This is a genomic window from Sphingomonas sp. ABOLE, from assembly GCF_003950455.1.
In the GTDB taxonomy this organism is placed as follows: domain Bacteria; phylum Pseudomonadota; class Alphaproteobacteria; order Sphingomonadales; family Sphingomonadaceae; genus Sphingomonas; species Sphingomonas trueperi.
This window is the reverse complement of record NZ_QQWY01000006.1, coordinates 1-16,512: the sequence shown is the minus strand read 5'-3', so window position 1 is coordinate 16,512 and position 16,512 is coordinate 1. Positions and strand designations below refer to the sequence as shown.

General features: G+C 66.2%; 17 protein-coding genes, 1 tRNA gene and 1 pseudogene. 10 read left to right on the top strand and 9 right to left on the bottom strand.

The annotated features are described in order from the left end of the window. Positions 1–14: 14 nt before the first annotated feature. Positions 15–386 carry a dihydroneopterin aldolase gene (locus CA234_RS05260; RefSeq protein ID WP_093295416.1) on the bottom strand — a complete coding sequence of 124 codons (372 nt, stop codon included), beginning with the start codon at positions 384–386 and terminating at the stop codon, positions 15–17. Between the two features lie 184 nt (positions 387–570). Here CA234_RS05260 and CA234_RS05255 point away from each other — a divergent pair, with 184 nt between their 5' ends. From CA234_RS05255 to CA234_RS05240, 4 genes are read left to right on the top strand one after another with little or no spacing between them, the layout of a single operon-like run. Beyond that, positions 571–1,092, top strand: coding sequence for an N-acetyltransferase (locus tag CA234_RS05255; RefSeq protein ID WP_125974228.1), 522 nt, complete (start codon positions 571–573; stop codon positions 1,090–1,092). Positions 1,093–1,150: 58 nt separating this feature from the next. Continuing rightward, entirely contained in the window at positions 1,151–1,717 is a 567-nt protein-coding gene (locus CA234_RS05250; protein WP_126001072.1) for a DUF1285 domain-containing protein, read from the top strand. Then, positions 1,714–2,310, top strand: coding sequence for a CoA pyrophosphatase (locus CA234_RS05245; RefSeq protein ID WP_126001071.1), 597 nt, complete (start codon positions 1,714–1,716; stop codon positions 2,308–2,310). The genes CA234_RS05250 and CA234_RS05245 overlap by 4 nt, the downstream gene beginning before the upstream one ends. Continuing rightward, the gene (locus tag CA234_RS05240) at positions 2,298–3,545 is read left to right on the top strand and encodes a CCA tRNA nucleotidyltransferase (RefSeq protein WP_125974222.1); all 1,248 of its coding nucleotides are present in this window, start codon (positions 2,298–2,300) and stop codon (positions 3,543–3,545) included. Before CA234_RS05245 ends, CA234_RS05240 begins: the two co-directional genes overlap by 13 nt. On the opposite strand, the gene CA234_RS05235 is transcribed toward CA234_RS05240, so the two are convergent. From CA234_RS05235 to CA234_RS05225, 3 genes are all read right to left on the bottom strand, one after another. Then, positions 3,485–5,164 carry a bifunctional diguanylate cyclase/phosphodiesterase gene (locus tag CA234_RS05235; protein WP_126001070.1) on the bottom strand — a complete coding sequence of 560 codons (1,680 nt, stop codon included), beginning with the start codon at positions 5,162–5,164 and terminating at the stop codon, positions 3,485–3,487. The two genes, CA234_RS05240 and CA234_RS05235, sit on opposite strands and share 61 nt — an antisense overlap. 100 nt (positions 5,165–5,264) lie before the next feature. Next, complete coding sequence (parC, locus tag CA234_RS05230; RefSeq protein WP_125974218.1) at positions 5,265–7,505, bottom strand: DNA topoisomerase IV subunit A; 2,241 nt, start codon at positions 7,503–7,505, stop codon at positions 5,265–5,267. A gap of 84 nt (positions 7,506–7,589) precedes the next feature. Continuing rightward, positions 7,590–8,594, bottom strand: coding sequence for a hypothetical protein (locus tag CA234_RS05225; protein WP_126001069.1), 1,005 nt, complete (start codon positions 8,592–8,594; stop codon positions 7,590–7,592). A gap of 196 nt (positions 8,595–8,790) precedes the next feature. Here CA234_RS05225 and CA234_RS05220 point away from each other — a divergent pair, with 196 nt between their 5' ends. The 4 genes from CA234_RS05220 (at position 8,791) to purQ (ending at position 11,645) form a co-directional block, all read left to right on the top strand. Continuing rightward, entirely contained in the window at positions 8,791–9,621 is an 831-nt protein-coding gene (locus CA234_RS05220; protein ID WP_164521716.1) for a DUF4349 domain-containing protein, read from the top strand. Positions 9,622–9,761: 140 nt separating this feature from the next. Continuing rightward, positions 9,762–10,541, top strand: a complete 780-nt coding sequence (gene purC, locus CA234_RS05215; protein WP_093295430.1) for a phosphoribosylaminoimidazolesuccinocarboxamide synthase — start codon at positions 9,762–9,764, stop codon at positions 10,539–10,541. A 211-nt stretch (positions 10,542–10,752) separates the two neighbouring features. Then, positions 10,753–10,983 carry a phosphoribosylformylglycinamidine synthase subunit PurS gene (gene purS, locus CA234_RS05210; RefSeq protein ID WP_125974214.1) on the top strand — a complete coding sequence of 77 codons (231 nt, stop codon included), beginning with the start codon at positions 10,753–10,755 and terminating at the stop codon, positions 10,981–10,983. After that, positions 10,980–11,645 carry a phosphoribosylformylglycinamidine synthase subunit PurQ gene (gene purQ, locus CA234_RS05205; protein WP_125974212.1) on the top strand — a complete coding sequence of 222 codons (666 nt, stop codon included), beginning with the start codon at positions 10,980–10,982 and terminating at the stop codon, positions 11,643–11,645. The genes purS and purQ overlap by 4 nt, the downstream gene beginning before the upstream one ends. A gap of 55 nt (positions 11,646–11,700) precedes the next feature. Here purQ and CA234_RS05200 read toward each other — a convergent pair whose 3' ends face one another. Both CA234_RS05200 and CA234_RS05195 read right to left on the bottom strand, forming a co-directional pair. Beyond that, on the bottom strand, positions 11,701–12,480 hold the full coding sequence (locus CA234_RS05200) for a sulfite exporter TauE/SafE family protein (protein ID WP_125974210.1): 780 nt from the start codon (positions 12,478–12,480) through the stop codon (positions 11,701–11,703). A 104-nt stretch (positions 12,481–12,584) separates the two neighbouring features. Next, positions 12,585–13,328 (bottom strand): queuosine precursor transporter, encoded by a 744-nt coding sequence (locus CA234_RS05195; RefSeq protein ID WP_164521715.1) that lies wholly within the window; start codon positions 13,326–13,328, stop codon positions 12,585–12,587. A 63-nt stretch (positions 13,329–13,391) separates the two neighbouring features. Here CA234_RS05195 and CA234_RS05190 point away from each other — a divergent pair. After that, a tRNA-Arg gene (locus CA234_RS05190) sits at positions 13,392–13,468 on the top strand. Positions 13,469–13,779: 311 nt separating this feature from the next. Here CA234_RS05190 and CA234_RS05185 read toward each other — a convergent pair. Then, a pseudogene (locus CA234_RS05185) lies at positions 13,780–14,112 on the bottom strand (TonB-dependent receptor plug domain-containing protein); the annotation flags it as partial. A gap of 228 nt (positions 14,113–14,340) precedes the next feature. Here CA234_RS05185 and CA234_RS05180 point away from each other — a divergent pair. Then, positions 14,341–15,276, top strand: coding sequence for an endonuclease NucS domain-containing protein (locus CA234_RS05180; RefSeq protein WP_125974156.1), 936 nt, complete (start codon positions 14,341–14,343; stop codon positions 15,274–15,276). Positions 15,277–15,297: 21 nt separating this feature from the next. Here the strand turns inward: CA234_RS05180 and CA234_RS05175 are convergent, their stop codons facing one another. Continuing rightward, positions 15,298–15,993, bottom strand: a complete 696-nt coding sequence (locus CA234_RS05175) for a hypothetical protein (RefSeq protein WP_125974154.1) — start codon at positions 15,991–15,993, stop codon at positions 15,298–15,300. Between the two features lie 133 nt (positions 15,994–16,126). Then, positions 16,127–16,512, bottom strand: a 386-nt coding sequence (locus tag CA234_RS24565) for a hypothetical protein (RefSeq protein WP_206431091.1), incomplete at its 5' end; no start/stop codon positions are given.

The following is a 16,512-nucleotide window of genomic DNA, read 5'->3' as shown; positions in this document are numbered from 1 at the left end:
CCCGCCGCCGGTGCTCAGCGCCGGTGGCGGACCAGCGTGATGCCGATCGATTCGTCGGCCTCGGCAATCGCGAGCTTCACGATCCGCACCTCGACCCGCCGCACCCGCGAATCGGAGACGAACAGCGTCTCGCAGATATGGTCGGCCACCGCCTCGATCAGCGTGAAGTGCACGTCCTTCGGCAGCGCGTCGGTCGCGGCGTGCTTGAGGTCGATATAGCTTTTCGAGGCGCTGAGCGGCGTGTCCGGCAGAAAACGCTCGGGCAAATCGAGATCGGCGATGACGGAGATGCGCAGCGGCTGCGGCAGGTGCGTCTCCTCGGAATATACTCCGGTGAGCACCTCCACCTCGAGGTCCATGACCTGAAGCTGCAATGAATCGGGCAATCGAGCGGCCTTTCCTGAGGCGAAACAGGCGCGCGCCATAGCAGATCGCGCCGCATCCGAAAGCCCGGGCACTTCCCGTGCAGATTCTGCATGTCCATCGGCAAAATCCGCGCTTGCGCTCCGCCGAGGGAACGCTAAGGCGCGCGCCTTTCGGCATCGGGTCCGAGGCGGGGAAGGATAGGCGGTGGTTCAGATAGTTGCGCTCGATGCGGTCGATCCGCACGCCGTCGAGGCGTTGCTCGACCGTGCGTTCGGCACCGAGCGGCATCTGCGTACCGCCTATCGCGTACGGCAGAGCACCCAGCCGATTCGCCCGTTCAGTTTTGCCGCATTGAACGAAGATGGCAAGCTCGCCGGCACGATCCAGAGCTGGCCGGTGGCGCTGGCGAGCGATTCGGGGCCGATGGTGCCGCTCGTCATGGTTGGCCCCGTCGCGGTGGAGCCCGATCTGCAGCAGGGCGGAATCGGCCGCCGGCTGATGCAGGAAATGCTGGACGCGGCGGACGTGAGCGCGCTGCCCGGCGCCGAGGCGCTGATGCTGATCGGCGATCCCGAATATTATGGCCGCTTCTTCGGATTCGATGCGAACCGTACCGCCCGCTGGCGCCTGCCCGGGCCGTTCGAGCCGCGCCGGCTGCTCGCACGCGGCGCGGCGGTGCCCAGTTGCTCGGGCATGCTCGTGCCGCGCCTGCGCAAGGTCGCCTGAGCGCGCACCTGCGCGCGCAAGGGTTCGACAAAGCCGCGCGGCGCGCTAAGGGAAGCCCATGCCCAACACGCCGCCCCCCGATTTCGCCAGCCTGTCGCTCGCCGAGATCGCCCGCCTGGCGGAAGAGCATCGCCTCCCGCCCGTCGAAAGCTGGAACCCGGCGCATTGCGGCGACAGCGAGATGCGCATCGCCCGCGACGGCACCTGGTACCACCAAGGCAGCCCGATCGGCCGACCGGCGATGGTGCGGCTCTTCTCCACGATCCTGCGGCGTGAGCCCACCGGCGGCTTCGTGCTGGTCACCCCTGTCGAGAAGCTCGACATCGCGGTGGAGGATGCGCCCTTCGTCGCCGTCGAACTGAAGGTCGAGGGCGAAGGCGCGACCATGCGGCTGGCCTTTCGGCTGAACACCGGCGATATCGTCGTCGCCGGCCCGGACCATCCGCTGCGGATTGAAGCGCGCGAAGATGGCCCCCACCCCTATCTTGTCGTGCGCCGCGGGCTCGATGCCTTGGTCGCCCGCAGCGTCTATTACGAGCTCGCCCAGCTCGCATTGGCGCAGGACGGCGCCGCGCCGGGCGTCTGGAGCCAGGGCGTGTTCTTCCCGCTCGAGCCCGAAGCATGAGGCTTGCCGACCAGCTCCGGCGCGCGCTAGACAGCCGGCCGGCCCAGGCGACGACGCTGCTCCCCGGCGACCACGCCTTTTTCGATCCCGCCCAGGTGACGAGTGCCGCCGCGGTGCTGCTCGCGGTGACCGATCGCGACGTGCCGGGCGTGCTGCTCACCCGCCGCAACGCCAATCTGCGCCGCCACGCCGGCCAGATCGCCTTTCCGGGCGGCCGCATCGATCCCGAGGACAAGGATCCCGTCGACGCCGCGCTGCGCGAGGCCGAGGAGGAGATCGCCCTGCCCCGCAGGCTCGTGGAGGTGGTCGGCACGGTCGAGCAGTACCGCACCGTCACCGGCTATCAGGTGACGCCGGTGATCGGGGTGGTACCGCCGGACCTGACCCTGGTGCCCTCCGAGGCCGAGGTCGCCGAGGTGTTCGAAGTGCCGCTCGCCTTCCTCCTCGACGATACCAACCATCAAAAGAAAAGCGCTCCCTACCAAGGGTATGAGCGCCATTATTACGAGATCATGTGGAACGATTATCGAATCTGGGGTGCCACGGCGGCGATGCTGGTCAACCTGTCGCGGCGGATGGCATGGCCGCGCTGACGCTGCCGGAGACCGACTGGCGCGGCCGCGCCGGCCTGGACGCGCTGACCGAGGTGCTGGGTGCGGACGAAGGGCTGTGCCGCTTCGTCGGCGGGGCGGTGCGCGATGCACTGCTGGGCCTTCCCGTCGCCGACCTCGACCTTGCCACCGCGCTCGCACCCGAGGAGGTGCTGGCCCGGTTGCGTGCCGCGGGCATCCGGGCGGTGCCCACGGGCCTCGACCATGGCACGATCACCGCAGTGCTCGAAAGCGGTCCCGTCGAGGTGACCACGCTGCGCCGCGACATCTCCACCGATGGGCGCCACGCCACCGTCGCCTTCACCGACGACTGGCGCGAGGATGCCGCGCGCCGCGATTTCACGATCAACGCCCTCTATGCCGACCCGAACGGCGGTGCACTATACGACTATTTCGGAGGGCTGGCGGACCTGGAGGCGCGCCGCGTGCGCTTCATCGGCGATCCGCTGCGGCGGATTGCCGAGGATCATTTGCGGATCCTCCGCTTCTTCCGCTTCCTCGCCCGCTTCGGCGACACGCCTGATCCCGAAGGGCTGGATGCCTGCACCGCCCGCGCACGCGACCTGATGGCGCTCAGCCGCGAGCGAATCCGCGACGAGCTGCTCAAGCTGCTGGTCGCGCGCGATGCGGTGGGGGTGACGGCGCTGATGCTGGAGCGCGGCATCCTCGAGCCGGTGGTGCCGGAAATCACCTCAGCCGCAACGCTGGCAGCACTCGCCGAACGCGAAGCCCTGCTCGGCGCCGTCCCCGACCCCATCCGCCGCCTCGCCGCACTGCTGCCGCGCGATCCGGCCGCCGGCGATCTGATCGGGGCGCGGCTCAAGCTCTCCAACGCGCAGCGCAAGCGGCTGGTCCTCGCGCTGACCGACGGCGGAACCGACGATGCCCGCGCCCTCGCCTATCGGATCGGCCGCGAGGCTGCGGAGGATCGTCTGCTGCTCGCCGCCCCCGACGACGCCGAGGCCGCCCAGGGCTGGGCAGCACTTACCGGATGGGAGATCCCGCGCCTGCCGATCGCCGGCGGCGCGCTGGTCGCGCGCGGTCTCGCCAAAGGCCCGGATGTCGCCCGCGCGCTGCGCACGATCGAAGACCAGTGGATCGCGGAGGCATTCCCGGATGCTTCCCGCGTCGACGCGATCGCCGATGCCGTAGTGGCTCAGGCCTTGAACGCCTCGATCAGCGCGAAGGCGGCGTCGCCGGGGACCGGTCGCGAATAATGATAGCCCTGGCCGTAGGTGCAACCCAGCGCGCCTAGGGTCTGGGCGAGTTCCGGCGTCTCGATCCCCTCGGCGGTCGTCTGCATGCCCAGCGCATAGGCGAGGCTGAGGATCGCGCGGATGATCGCCACCTTGTCGCGATCGGCGAGCATGCCGGTGACGAAGCTGCGGTCGATCTTGAGCACGTCGATCGGCAGCTTCTGCAGATAGGCCAGGTTCGAATAGCCGGTGCCGAAATCGTCCATCGCCAGCGTGGTGCCGAGGTCCTTGAGCGCCGACATGGTCTGGGCGATTCGATCGGGATCGCTGACGATCGCGCTTTCGGTCAGCTCCAGCGTGAAGCGCGAGCCGGGCATGGCGTGGCGATCGAGCGCGTTCTTCACCATCGCGCCGATCTGGTCCCGCTGCAGCTGGATCGCCGAGAGATTGACCGCGAGCTTCACGCCGCAATCGCCGCCGGCGCGGGCGTCCCATTCGGCGAGCGTGCGCGCCGCCTCTTCCATCGCCCAGCGGCCGAGCGGGACGATCAGCCCCGATTCCTCCGCAACGGGAATGAAGGCGTTGGGCGAGATCAGTACACCGTCGTCGTTGGTCCAGCGGGCGAGCGCCTCGAACGACGTGATCCGGCCGGTGCCGAGGTCGCAGATCGGCTGGAAGTTGAGCGTCATGCAGCCATTCTCGATGGCGCGGCGCAGCTCGGTCTCGATCGCGAACTGCTCGCGCGCCAGGTCGAAGGCGCGGGTATGGTAGAATTCGGTGTGGCCGCTCTTCTTGGCACGGCGGACCGCCAGCTGCGCATTGCGCACCAGGTCCTCGGGGTCGCCGTCTATATCGGTGCCGAGCGCGATACCGATCGAGCAATCGATGCGGATCTCGAAATTGGAAAGGCGGAACGGGTTGGTCAGCGCCGCATGGACGCGCTTGGCGACCTGCACGGCGTCGTCGGGCCCGTCGTCCAGCGACATCAGCACGCCGAATTCGTCGCCGCCGATCCGCGCCAGCACGTCGCGGCCGCGAAGCGCCCCCTTGACCCGCCGCGCGACCGAGATCAGCAGCTCGTCGCCGGCGAGCGCCCCCATGCAGGCATTGACCCGGCTGAAGCGATCGAGGTTGATCACCAGCACGGCATGCGCCGCCGCGTCGCCCGCGCCGATGCGGGTCTCGAGCTCGTCCGAGAAGCCGGCGCGATTGGGCAGGCCGGTGAGACTGTCGGTCGCCATTTCGCGGCGCAGGCTCTGCTCGGTGCGCAGTTCGGAGGTCTGGTCAACCAGCGTGATCAGGCAGCGCGGTTCGCTTGAGCCCCGGCGGGCGAGCACGACGCGGAAATGGCGGCTGTCGACCTCGCCGCCAAAACGCCAGGCGATTTCCTCCTGCTGGCGGTCGGAGGCGAGAAACTGGCCGATCCGCGCGCCGAGCAGCTGGACCACCGGCGAGTCCTGCGCAGTGCAACCGAGCCCCGCGACGCGAAACTGGGTGTTGACCGCAGCGAAGCTATACCGGCCGTCCTGGATCTCCAGCACCGCGGCCGGAATCGGCATCAGTTCGAGCAGCCCGTCGGTACCCGGCGGCAGCGCCGAAGACGGGTCGTCGATCCGCGGAGCAGGCTCCGCGGTACGCATACTCAGAGCCCGGACTCTTCGAAACGCCATCTCCTTCGGCATAGCCGCAAACTAGTTAAAGCGGCCTGAAGGACGCGGAGGCATCCACAGGTTTTATCAATCAAAATTTATTATCACGCGGGAAGCCGGTGGGCGGCATCCGCCCCGCTGCCCCGCGCGCGGCACGCCACGGCATCACGTCGGGCTCGGAGCGATAGCGCTCCTGCTCGCCGCCCATGCGCCAGCGCAGGCCATCGGCAAATTTGAAGGTGATCACGTCGGACAGGCCGCCATCGCGGTAGCGCTGGAGCTGCACGCCCTGCCCGCGCGTCATCTCGGCCACTTCGGAAAGCGGGAAGACCAGCATCTTGCGATTGTCCCCGATCGCCGCGACGAAATCATCCTCGGCACCGATCGGGCGGACCAGCTTGAGGTGCGCGCCGGGCCGCGGGGTCACCACCTGCTTGCCCTTGCGCGTCTCGGCGATCACTTCCTGGCTGCTCACGATGAAGCCGCGCCCGTCGCTCGCCGCGACGAGCAGCTTGGGTGCTGCGCTTGCGGGCAGCAGATTGACGATGTGCCGCTCGGCCTCCAGATCAATCAGCAGCCGCACCGGCTCGCCAAAGCCGCGGCCGCCGGGCAGCTTGTCCGCGCCGAGCGTGTAGAAGCGGCCGTTGTCGGCGGCGAGCAGCAGCTTGTCGGTGGTCTGGGCGTGGAAGGCCAGGAAGGGGCCATCGCCTTCCTTGAACTTGAGCGCCTCGCCGCCGAGATCCTCGACATGCCCCTTCATCGCGCGGATCCAGCCGCGCTGCGAGAGGATGACGGTGATCGGCTCGCGCTCGATCATCGCCTCCAGCGGGATCTCGCGGGCCGGCGCCATCTCGACGATCGCGGTTCGGCGGGCGCCGAGCGGAGTATCGAGCCCGTAGCGGGTAATCATCTTGCCCAGCGCGCGCTTCATCCAGGTGCGCTGGCGCGCCTCCGAGCCGAGCAGCGTCTCCAGCTCGGCCTGTTCCTTCTCCAGCTTCTCCTGCTCGCGGCGAAGCTCCATCTCCTCCAGCTTGCGCAGGGAGCGCAGGCGCATGTTGAGGATCGCCTCGGCCTGGCGGTCGGTCAGGCTGAACTCGGCCATCATGATCGGCTTGGGCTCGTCCTCGGTGCGGATGATCTCGATCACCCGGTCGAGGTTGAGATAGGCGGTGATATAGCCACGCAGCAGCTCCAGCCGGTCGGCGATCTTCTCCAGCCGGTGCTGCGACTTGCGCTGCAGCACGACGAACTGATGCTCCAGCCAGCCGGCCAGCGCCTCGGCCAGGCTCATCACCCGCGGGGTTCGGTTCTTGTCGAGCACGTTGAGGTTGAGCGGCACGCGCACTTCGAGGTCGGACAGGCGGTAGAGGCTGTCCATCAGCGTGTCGGCGTCGACGGTGCGGCTGCGCGGTTCGAGGACGATGCGGATGTCCTCCGCGGATTCGTCGCGCACGTCGCCAAGGATCGGCAGCTTCTTGTCGTTGACCAGCGCCGCGATGCCCTCGATCAGCTTGCCCTTCTGCACGCCGTAGGGGATTTCGGTGACGACGAGGTGCCAGCCCCCGCCCTTCTCGGTCACCTTCTCGATCCTGGCACGCACGCGGAAGCTGCCGCGGCCGGTGGCATAGGCCTCGGCGATCGCGGCGGGGCTGTCGACCGCGATGCCGCCGGTCGGAAAGTCCGGGCCCTTCACATAGTCGAGCACGTTCGCCTGCGGATTGTCGATCAGCGCGACGGCGGCCTGCATCAGCTCGGCGGCATTGTGCGGCGGGATGCTGGTCGCCATGCCCACCGCGATGCCCGCCGCGCCATTGGCGAGCAGGTTCGGGAACAGGCCGGGGAACAGCTCCGGCTCCTCGTCTTCCCCATTGTAGGTCGGGCGGAAATCGACCGAATTCTCGTCGAGCCCGTCCATCAGGTCGATTGCGACCTGGGTCAGCCGCGCCTCGGTGTAGCGGTAGGCGGCGGCGTTATCGCCGTCGATATTGCCGAAATTGCCCTGCCCGTCGACCAGCGGATAGCGCAGCGCGAAGGTCTGCGCGAGCCGGACCATCGCGTCATAGACCGAGGCATCGCCATGCGGATGGTATTTACCGATCACGTCGCCGACGACGCGCGCGCACTTCTTGTACCCGCTCGCCGGGTCCAGCTTGAGCAGCCGCATCGCCCAGAGCAGCCGGCGATGGACCGGCTTCAGCCCGTCGCGGACATCGGGCAGCGAACGCGCGGTGATCGTCGACAGCGCATAGACGAGGTAGCGCTCGGAAAGCGCGCTGTCGAAGGGCACATCGGAGGCGCCGGAAGGTTCGGAAACATCGGTGTCGAGGCTCATCGCCATCCCGGATAGCAGGCAGGAGGGGGAAACGCCAAGGGCGTTCCCCTTATGATCCGATCGATGCCCCGAATTGTTTCGGAATCAGCCCACCAGATGGCGGAAGAAGCTGCGGTTCTTGGCGATCAGCGGCCGCAGATGCTCGGGCAGCTCGCGCAACTTCAGCTTGCGGATTGAAGGTGTGCGGTGCGACGGCCCGATCGAGACGAGCAGCGAAAGCATGCCGCGGCGGTGCGTCGGCGGTGTGCCGCGATGGAGCGCGAAGGTGTTGACGAAATAAACGTCGCCCTTATCCGCCAGCACCACCCCGGCGCCCATGGCCTGCTTCAGTGGCTCCAGATCTTCGTCGTGGAAGCGACGCACTTCGTAGAATTCACGCAGGCTCGATGTCCTTGGTATCATCTCCAGCGGTCCGTCCGCCCGCGTTTCGATCGGCGAAAGCGGCACGAACACGCGGATGAAGTTGAGCGGCTCGGCGCAATCCCGATGCCAGTTCTGGTTCTGATAGGCGAAGCCGGTGGGCTGCGAGATCCACGCCCAGGCCCAGCTGAGCACCGCGCGCGGCCCCAGCGTCTCACGGCAAAAGGCAATCAGATCCGGGTTGCTGCAGATTTCGAGGAAGGCCGGATCCTCGAAGAGACGTTGCGCATCCATGTACAGGAAAGGATGATCCGTAGCCTCGGGCGCACCGCGATGCTCAAAACCCGGCAGATAGGGATCGGTGAAGGTCTGCGGCGCGAACATCGCCGTCGCCATGCGATCGACCAGCGCGGGATCCAGCATCTTCTCGGCGAAGTGGAAGTCGATCTCGTGGAACTCGGCCGCGCGCGGCGTGCGGCCGATCCGCGCAAGCGGCTCGCGCAGCAGCCGTTCAATGCGGCTAAGCTTGCGCAGCCTGGCAGGATCGTTGGATCTCGTGCGCAGCCAGAAGATATAATTATAGGCATAGTTGTAGAACAGCCGGTGGCGCAGCCGCCCCAGCCGCGTATCGCGCCTTATGCCTTCGACAACCTGCGCGGTGTACGGCTTGATACCCGCTTCGGGAGTATGATCCAGCCCCACCAACATTGCCTTGCCGAAGCGCGTCATCGTGACCTTCCGTCCTACCCTCATCCCCCTTCATTTTAGGACGCATCTGCACCGAGCGAGCGCGGCGCGGCAATATTTGCCGGGTCGTCGCCACGTGGGCGGTAGCCGCAATCCCGCCCCAATTGCGGCGAAATTGTGACTTGACTTTATCCTAGCCCGATGATGGGATTTGCACGTCACCATCAAGGGGATGTCGATGCGCAAATTTCTCGTGCTCGGTTGTGCAGCGCTGCTCGCCGCTTGTTCCTCCAACCGGCAAGACAGCGCCAGGGACACGGTGGCGGAAGCGGAGGCGCCGGCAAACCCCGGGGCGGAGCCTCTCAAGGTCGCCCTGCCCCAGCTCAGCTATCGCTACACGCTCAGCTTCCTGCTCCCCGAGGCACGGCTCGCAGAAACGCAGGACGGGCACCGTGCCATCTGCGAGCGGCTGGGGCCGGCACGCTGCCAGCTGGTCATGCTGACCCGCAACGAGGCCGAAGGCCGCATCGGCGACGCCCTGCTGAAGCTCCGCGTTACCGCCGCCGATGCGGGCTATTTCACCGGCGAAGCGGCGCGGCAAGTGACAGCGGCGGGCGGTCGCGCGGCGAACACCGACGTCGCCGGCGAGGACGTGTCCAAGGACCTGACCGATACCGCCGCGCGCATCCGCCAGCGCGAACTGCTCGTCGCCCGCCTGACCGAGACGCTGCGCACCCGCAAGGGATCGGTCGCCGATCTCGTCCATGCCGAGCACCAGGTCGCCGCCGCGCAGGAAGAGCTCGACAAGGCGCGCAGCTGGCAGCGCGAACTCCAGGGTCGCGTGGCGATGGCCGATGTCGAGATCCGCTACCAGGCGCTCGCCGCCCCCGCCTCGGGTGCCAGCGTCGGCGCAGCGCTCGGCGAGGCGGCGCAAGGCTCGGCCTTGGCCTTCGTCTGGGGCATGCAGCTGCTGCTCTCGCTGGCGATCTACCTGCTGCCCTGGGCCGCCGTGTTCGGCGCGGGCGTAGGCGTGGCGACGCTGCTCCGCCGCTCGAAACCGGTCGCGTGAACAAGTCCTGCAAGGGGAGCGGCGCCGCATTGCACCCCCGCCCCCCTTGCGGTATAGCGCGAAGCCTTCCAGAGCCCCGGCGGTCACGCGGAGAAATCCCGTGGAGCCGGGGCAACGCATTTCCAAGGGACTAGGCCGACATGGCACGCCGCCGGCAAATCTACGAAGGCAAGGCTAAGATTCTCTACGAGGGTCCGGAGCCGGGCACGCTGATCCAGTATTTCAAGGACGACGCAACCGCCTTCAACGCCCAGAAAAAGGGCACGATCAACGGCAAGGGCGTGCTCAACAACCGCATCAGCGAGCATGTCTTCACCCTGCTCGGCGGCATCGGCATCCCGACGCATTTCATCCGCCGCCTCAACATGCGCGAGCAGCTGATCCGCCAGGTCGAGATCGTGCCGATCGAAGTCGTGGTGCGCAACGTCGTCGCCGGTTCGCTGGCGAAGAAGCTCGGCATCGAGGAAGGCACCCCGCTGCCCCGCACGATCGTCGAATATTACTATAAGGACGATGCGCTCGGCGACCCGATGGTCACCGACGAGCATATCCTGGCGTTCGGCTGGGCCGCGCAGGAAGAACTGCACGACATGGCCGACATGGCCATCCGCGTGAACGACTTCCTCTCGGGCCTGTTCGCCGGCATCGGCATCCGCTTGGTCGACTTCAAGCTCGAATTCGGCCGGATCTGGGAAAACGACTATCCTCGGATCATCCTCGCCGACGAGATCAGCCCCGATGGCTGCCGTCTGTGGGACATCGCCTCGGGCGAGAAGCTCGACAAGGACCGCTTCCGTCGCGACCTGGGCGGCGAAGTCGAGGCCTATCAGGAAGTCGCCCGCCGCCTGGGCCTGTTCCCGGAAGGCGACGGCTCCGACGTGCTCGACCTCGAGACGCATCGCAAGAAGCGCGGCAAGTAACATTCCGTTTCCTCCCCCGGCACGCCGGGGAAGGGGACCGTTCGCATCGCGAATGGTGGAGGGGCCTCGCCGCACGCGGGGCCCTTTGTCGTTTGCCCCCTCCACCACCGCCTGCGGCGGCGGTCCCCCTTCCCCGCTTCGCGGTGGAGGAAACGACTGTTCCCACGTTTTACCGTTGCGACTTCGGCCCTCTCGCGCCATAGCGCCGCCCATGAAACTCCGCATCATCGTCACCTTGAAGAACGGCGTGCTCGATCCGCAGGGCAAGGCCATTCAGAACGCGCTAGGCGGCCTCGGTTTCGAGGGCGTCGAGGATGTCCGCGCCGGCAAGATCTTCGAACTGGAGGTCGCCGATTCGACAAGCGACACCGCGATCGACGATATGTGCCGCAAGCTGCTCGCCAACACGGTGATCGAGAACTACCGGGTCGAAAAGCTGTGAAGACCGCGGTCATCGTCTTCCCCGGCTCCAACTGCGATCGCGACATCGCGGTCGCGCTGGAGAGCGTGACCGGCACCACGCCGCACATGGTTTGGCACGGCGACAGCGAGTTGCCCGAGGGCCTGGGCCTGATCGCCCTGCCCGGCGGCTTCTCCTATGGCGATTATCTCCGCTGCGGTGCCATCGCGGCGCGCTCTCCGGTAGTGCAGGCGGTGATCGAGGCAGCCCATCGCGGCACGCCGGTGATCGGTATCTGCAACGGCTTCCAGGTCCTCACCGAAACCGGGCTGCTGCCGGGCGCGCTGATGCGCAATGCCGGCCTCGATTTCATCTGCCGCGACGTGCCGCTGGTGGTGGACAATAGCCAGTCGATCTTCACCAGCGCCTATCAAGCGGGCGAGCAGCTCTCGATCCCCGTCGCGCACCATGACGGCAATTATTTCGCCGATGCCGAGACGCTCGACCGCCTCGAAGGCGAAGGCCGCGTGGCGTTCCGCTACGCGCAGAACATCAACGGTTCGGCGCGAGGCATCGCGGGCGTGATGAACGCGGCGGGCAACGTGCTCGGCATGATGCCCCACCCGGAGCGCAAGATCGAAGCCGCGCATGGCGGCGACGATGGCCGCCGGCTGTTCGAAGGCCTGCTCGCCGCAGTCGCCTGACCGCCAACGCATCCGAATACAGGGCCGCGGTTCCCGGACCGCGGCCTTTTTGTTGTCAGAAAAGCATCTTAATCCCGACCAGCGCGAGCGTCGCGGCGAGGATCGGCACGAGCACCTTGTCCGAGGTCCGCGTCGCCAGCAGGCTGCCGATAATGATGCCGGGGATCGATCCGGCGAGCAGCGACACGAGCAGCGATCCGTTCACCGATCCCAGCATCCAGTGGCCCAGTCCGGCGAGCAGGGTCAGCGGCACGGCATGGGCGATGTCCGACCCGACGAGCTTGTTCACCGCCTGGTGCGGGTAGAGCATCAGCAGCGCGGTCATCCCCAGCGCCCCCGCCCCCACCGAGGTCAGCGACACCAAGAGACCCAGCATCGCGCCGAGCGCAATCGTGACATAGCCGATCCGCGCCTCGCCCAGCCGCTCGAACCGGGGCGCCATGATCAGCACCAGGCGGCTGCGGAAGAAGGTCGCGATCGCCGTCACCACCAGGGCGATGCCCAGCGTGACCGTGATCACCCCGCCGCTGTTCTTGGCATGCTCCTGCGCGCTCGACAGCAGCAGCAGCGTCAGGATCGTCGCGGGGACGCTGCCAGTGGCAAGCCTGCGCACAACCTTCCAGTCGATCGTGCCGTGCAGGCCGTGCACCCCCGCCCCCACCGTCTTGGTGGCGGAGGCGTAGAGCAGGTCGGTGCCCACCGCGGTGGCCGGGTGGAAGCCGAAGGCGAGAACGAGCAGCGGCGTCATCAGCGAGCCGCCGCCGACCCCGGTCATGCCGACCAGCAGCCCGACGAGCACCCCGGCGATGGAATAAAGCGGATTGAACGCGAGCACGGGAATCCCTGGCAACCGATTTCATACCAGCATGCGGGGATTTTCCCCGAACGCCAGAAAGAATTGGTTTCAGGCCGATGTCCGCGCGCGCGACCGGCTGCGCCTCAAACGCGCGTCGCGAAGGGCGTGAAGTCGGTCCCTTCGTCGAACACGTCGACGCCCTCGGCGCGCTTGAGGAAGCCGACGACGATATAGGTGAGCGGCGTCAGCAGCACTTCCCAGCCGACCTTCAGCACCCACTGGGTGAACAGCACCTTCACGACCAGCGCATTGGTCCAGCCCTCGGCGCCCCAGAAGGCGAGCGGGTAGAAGATCAGGCTGTCGACCGCCTGCCCCGCCACGGTCGAGCCGACGGTGCGGGTCCACAGCATCCGGCCGCCGGTCCACAGCTTCATGCGGGCCAGCACATAGGAATTGACGAACTCGCCCGCCCAGAAGGCACAGACCGAGGCCAGCACGATCCGCGGCACCTGGCCGAAGATGACTTCGTAGGCCGCCTGGTTCTTCCAGTCCGGCGCCGGCGGCAGCGCGACGACGACCCACGCCATGAACGCCATGAACAGCACCGCCGCCGTCCCCGCCCAGATCACCCGGCGCGCACGGGCATAGCCATAGACCTCGGTCAGCACGTCGCCGATGATGTAGGAAATGGGGAAGAACAGGATGCCCGCCCCGAACGGCCAATAGCCGACTCCCGGCAGCCAGATCTGCGCGACCTTGCCCGCGCCGATCACGTTCGACAGCAGGATGATCGCGACGAAGGCGGCCATTACGAAGTCGAAATAACGGAAATGCCCGCCGGCCAGGCTGCGGGCGGTGACATGGGTGGGAGCGTGCGGCATGTTCATTGCAGTGCAGTATGCGAGGCGTTTGCCCCCCGCGCAATCTGCGCTTAAAGGCATCCGTAACGCGCGCCCGTAGCTCAGTTGGATAGAGCACGAGCCTTCTAAGCTTGGGGCCGCTGGTTCGAATCCAGCCGGGCGCGCCAGGAAAAGCTGGGAACATGGAGGTTACCTAACAGCCCCCTCTCCGGGCTCGAGGTAACACATAGGTAACGGAGGCCTATTTCTGCACTTGCGGGTGCGGAGTAGCGCCCATGCTTGCTCACCAGCGAGGCGAAACAGCGCAGGTTCCGCCCGGCACAGCCCTCCGAAGGCAGAGGCCACAGGTTCGAATCCTGTCGGGTGCGCCATCTTTTCAATGACTTAGCGCAGCGTCGCCACGGCCGTACGGAAAATGTACGGAAAACATCGTCGGACGAAATGCGCTCAAATGAACCCTCGCAGAGACGATTCGGGCGGTCGATGCGCCGACGCGTGCGCTGGTCAGGAGTCCGTCATAGTCGCGGCGCAGGATCAGGTTGGCGACCCCGCCGATCGCGTCCGAGCCGTAGAGCGCCGAGGCGCCGTCGGTGATGACCTCGATGCGTTCGAGCGCCGCCAGCGGGATAATGGAGATGTCGACGCCCTGGTTGACGGCGTCGTAAGGAAGGCGGTGACCATTGATGAGCGTCAACGTCGCGTCCGAGCCCAACCCGCGAAGGTTGCTCACCTCGATGGCCCCTCGCCCACTTCGTGCTCGGCGCTCAGGCGCGGCGACCGCCCTGTCAGCGCGCGCGCTGCCGGGTGCCATCGGCGCTAGGCGTCACAAGGGAGCGCCTGCTGCCCCCAGAATGTCGACTCTCCCCGCATTGGATTGCTCGGGCTAGCGACGAATGAGGAGCGGGGGCGGGCCGACGCGCTGCTGGGTCACTACATTCGCAGCGATCTGCAGAGAAGCCCAACAAATCAAGCCATCGGACGGGTTTCTGCTCTCGTGAAATCCGCCTAGGACGCTTCATCCAGGCTTTGGGGTGGGGCAATGAAGAACTATTACCGTGTGATGCTCGGCCGGAAGAGCATGCACGCCAGGGAGTGCTTTGAAGGCGGCTTTATCGGCACCGATTTCGGCATCCATGAGGACCTGTCGGGCAAACTCCCGGAATCCGTCCGCCCGTTCAATCGGGCCTACGCCCCGATCTATCTCCAGCTCCACCCTGAAAAGAGCAAGGTGGCGGCCGGCCTCGCCTGCGCCGCAATCTGGACGGTTTCGAAGATGCTGCGACCAGGCGACATCCTTCTGTCACCCGACGGCACCGGCCGGTACCGAGTCGGCGCGATCGAAGGCGAATATTGGTACGCGACAGGCGCGGTATTGCCGCACCGACGCACCGTCATTTGGCACGATATCTATATAGACCGCGCGGCAATGAGCGAGCCGCTGCGCAACTCCACGGGCTCGATCGGCACGGTGTCGAACATCAACGTGCATGCGGAAGAAATCGAAAGCCTTATCGGCGGGCTGCCCGCCATCTCCCCCCAGCCCATCATGACCAGCGAGGGTCTGGTGGAAGATGCCGTTGCCTTTGGCATGGAAAAGCACCTGGAAGATTTCCTGGTCGCCAACTGGGGACAGACCGAACTTGGCCGCGACTGGGAAATCTACGCGGACGAAGGCGAGCTTGTCGGCCAGCAATTTCCGACCGACACCGGCGCGCTCGACATTCTGGCGATCAGCAAGGATCGCAAGCGGCTGCTGGTGGTAGAGCTGAAAAAGGGCCGCGCCAGCGATGCCGTTGTCGGCCAGATCCTCCGCTACATGGGCTATGTGCAGGAGGAACTGGCCGAAGCGGGGCAAACGGTGGAGGGCGCGGTAATCGCGTTGGACGATGACCAGCGTATCCGTCGTGCCCTCGCCATGGTGCCAGCGGTTCGGTTCTATCGGTACCGGGTATCGTTTCAGCTCATTCCTGCATAGGCCGCCCATGCCCGTAGGGGATCAAAAGCTGTTCGCTGCCGGTGACGCTGCCATTCGCTTTTCGGCCGTCGCGCGAGCGAGACCGTCGAGCTTACGCACCTCCGGCGCCCCCCGTTTGAGGATCAATACGAACTGATTGGCCTCAGCCATGGCCGTCAGCGTCGTTTCCGGCGCGTATAGGCTGCAATCCATTCCACGGGCGTCTTTGCACCAACTGAAGGAGAAGAAAGCCGGCTCGACCTTGCTCTTGTTCGAGGCCGGCCCAAACTTCGCTTCCAACGCGTTCACGATCTGCTGCGAGGTGCGACCAGCGAGCGGGCTACGATATTTTATCTGCACTGCCTCCTGACCAGCGGGCGTAGGCTCGAATTCAATCGACCATGTGCTACCGCTATTGTCAGCAAAATACAGGCCACGTGTGTGCGTATAAGATGGGGCCATGGGCACGGTCTTCCCCCGGAGCAGATCCATCTGCTGGACGACCCGTTCTTCGAAGGAAGGGTTGTCAGTCCGATGCCCCTCGATCTTCAGGCCCCGCGCTCGGGCAACCTCCACCGCCTCCGATGGCGTCATGCCCAGCTTGACGCCGCCCACATCGAAGCTGGACGGCACGCCCTTCGTCAAAGGCCAACCCGCAAGTCTGGAACGCCCATCCGCGTCGATCGCAGCCTGCTTTACCTGAGCCTCGGCACGCGCTGCGGCCAAGGCAACGAGCATTCCACAAGCAATAGCAACGAATTGACGCTGTTTCATACGATCCCCGAGATGCCGTTTTGATCACAGCTCCTCTGCCGCCGATCGCGTTAACGGGTGGTAAGGAATGGTATCTCGGCACCGCGTCTTGCGTCCGTCACACAATGGCATGATCAATGTGCTGGCGTACGCCTCCATCGCGGCCCTTCTCCGCGCACAGGAACACCAGGGAACCGCCGCTCACCTCCTGCAGGGACACCCGCTGACAATGAGCCATCTCAGCGTGCTCGAAGCCGTGGTGCGTCCGGAGGTACACCTCGCCCGCCGAACCATTCTGGTACTTTCCGTGGCCCGATTCGCGGTCGACTCTCGACTTCCTGACCAAAGGAACCCACGCTGTTTCAAGCACATTCAAGTGAACCGCGCCGGGTTTGTCGGAGGCCCCAACTCCTGAGAGGAAGGGCCTATGACGAGCAAGACGACGAACAAGTTCTCGCCTGAGGTTCGCACGCGCGCGGTGCGGATGGTGCTGGAACACGAGAA

What these genes read in the sequence shown, in the direction of transcription:
- CA234_RS05250 (WP_126001072.1), top strand. Translation starts at nt 1,151, where the DNA reads ATGCCCAACACGCCGCCCCCCGATTTCGCCAGCCTGTCGCTCGCCGAG.
- CA234_RS05245 (WP_126001071.1), top strand. Translation starts at nt 1,714, where the DNA reads ATGAGGCTTGCCGACCAGCTCCGGCGCGCGCTAGACAGCCGGCCGGCC.
- CA234_RS05240 (WP_125974222.1), top strand. Translation starts at nt 2,298, where the DNA reads ATGGCCGCGCTGACGCTGCCGGAGACCGACTGGCGCGGCCGCGCCGGC.
- CA234_RS05235 (WP_126001070.1), bottom strand. Translation starts at nt 5,164, where the DNA reads ATGCGTACCGCGGAGCCTGCTCCGCGGATCGACGACCCGTCTTCGGCG.
- parC (WP_125974218.1), bottom strand. Translation starts at nt 7,505, where the DNA reads ATGAGCCTCGACACCGATGTTTCCGAACCTTCCGGCGCCTCCGATGTG.
- CA234_RS05225 (WP_126001069.1), bottom strand. Translation starts at nt 8,594, where the DNA reads ATGACGCGCTTCGGCAAGGCAATGTTGGTGGGGCTGGATCATACTCCC.
- CA234_RS05220 (WP_164521716.1), top strand. Translation starts at nt 8,791, where the DNA reads ATGCGCAAATTTCTCGTGCTCGGTTGTGCAGCGCTGCTCGCCGCTTGT.
- purC (WP_093295430.1), top strand. Translation starts at nt 9,762, where the DNA reads ATGGCACGCCGCCGGCAAATCTACGAAGGCAAGGCTAAGATTCTCTAC.
- purS (WP_125974214.1), top strand. Translation starts at nt 10,753, where the DNA reads ATGAAACTCCGCATCATCGTCACCTTGAAGAACGGCGTGCTCGATCCG.
- CA234_RS05195 (WP_164521715.1), bottom strand. Translation starts at nt 13,328, where the DNA reads ATGAACATGCCGCACGCTCCCACCCATGTCACCGCCCGCAGCCTGGCC.
- CA234_RS05180 (WP_125974156.1), top strand. Translation starts at nt 14,341, where the DNA reads ATGAAGAACTATTACCGTGTGATGCTCGGCCGGAAGAGCATGCACGCC.
- CA234_RS05175 (WP_125974154.1), bottom strand. Translation starts at nt 15,993, where the DNA reads ATGCTCGTTGCCTTGGCCGCAGCGCGTGCCGAGGCTCAGGTAAAGCAG.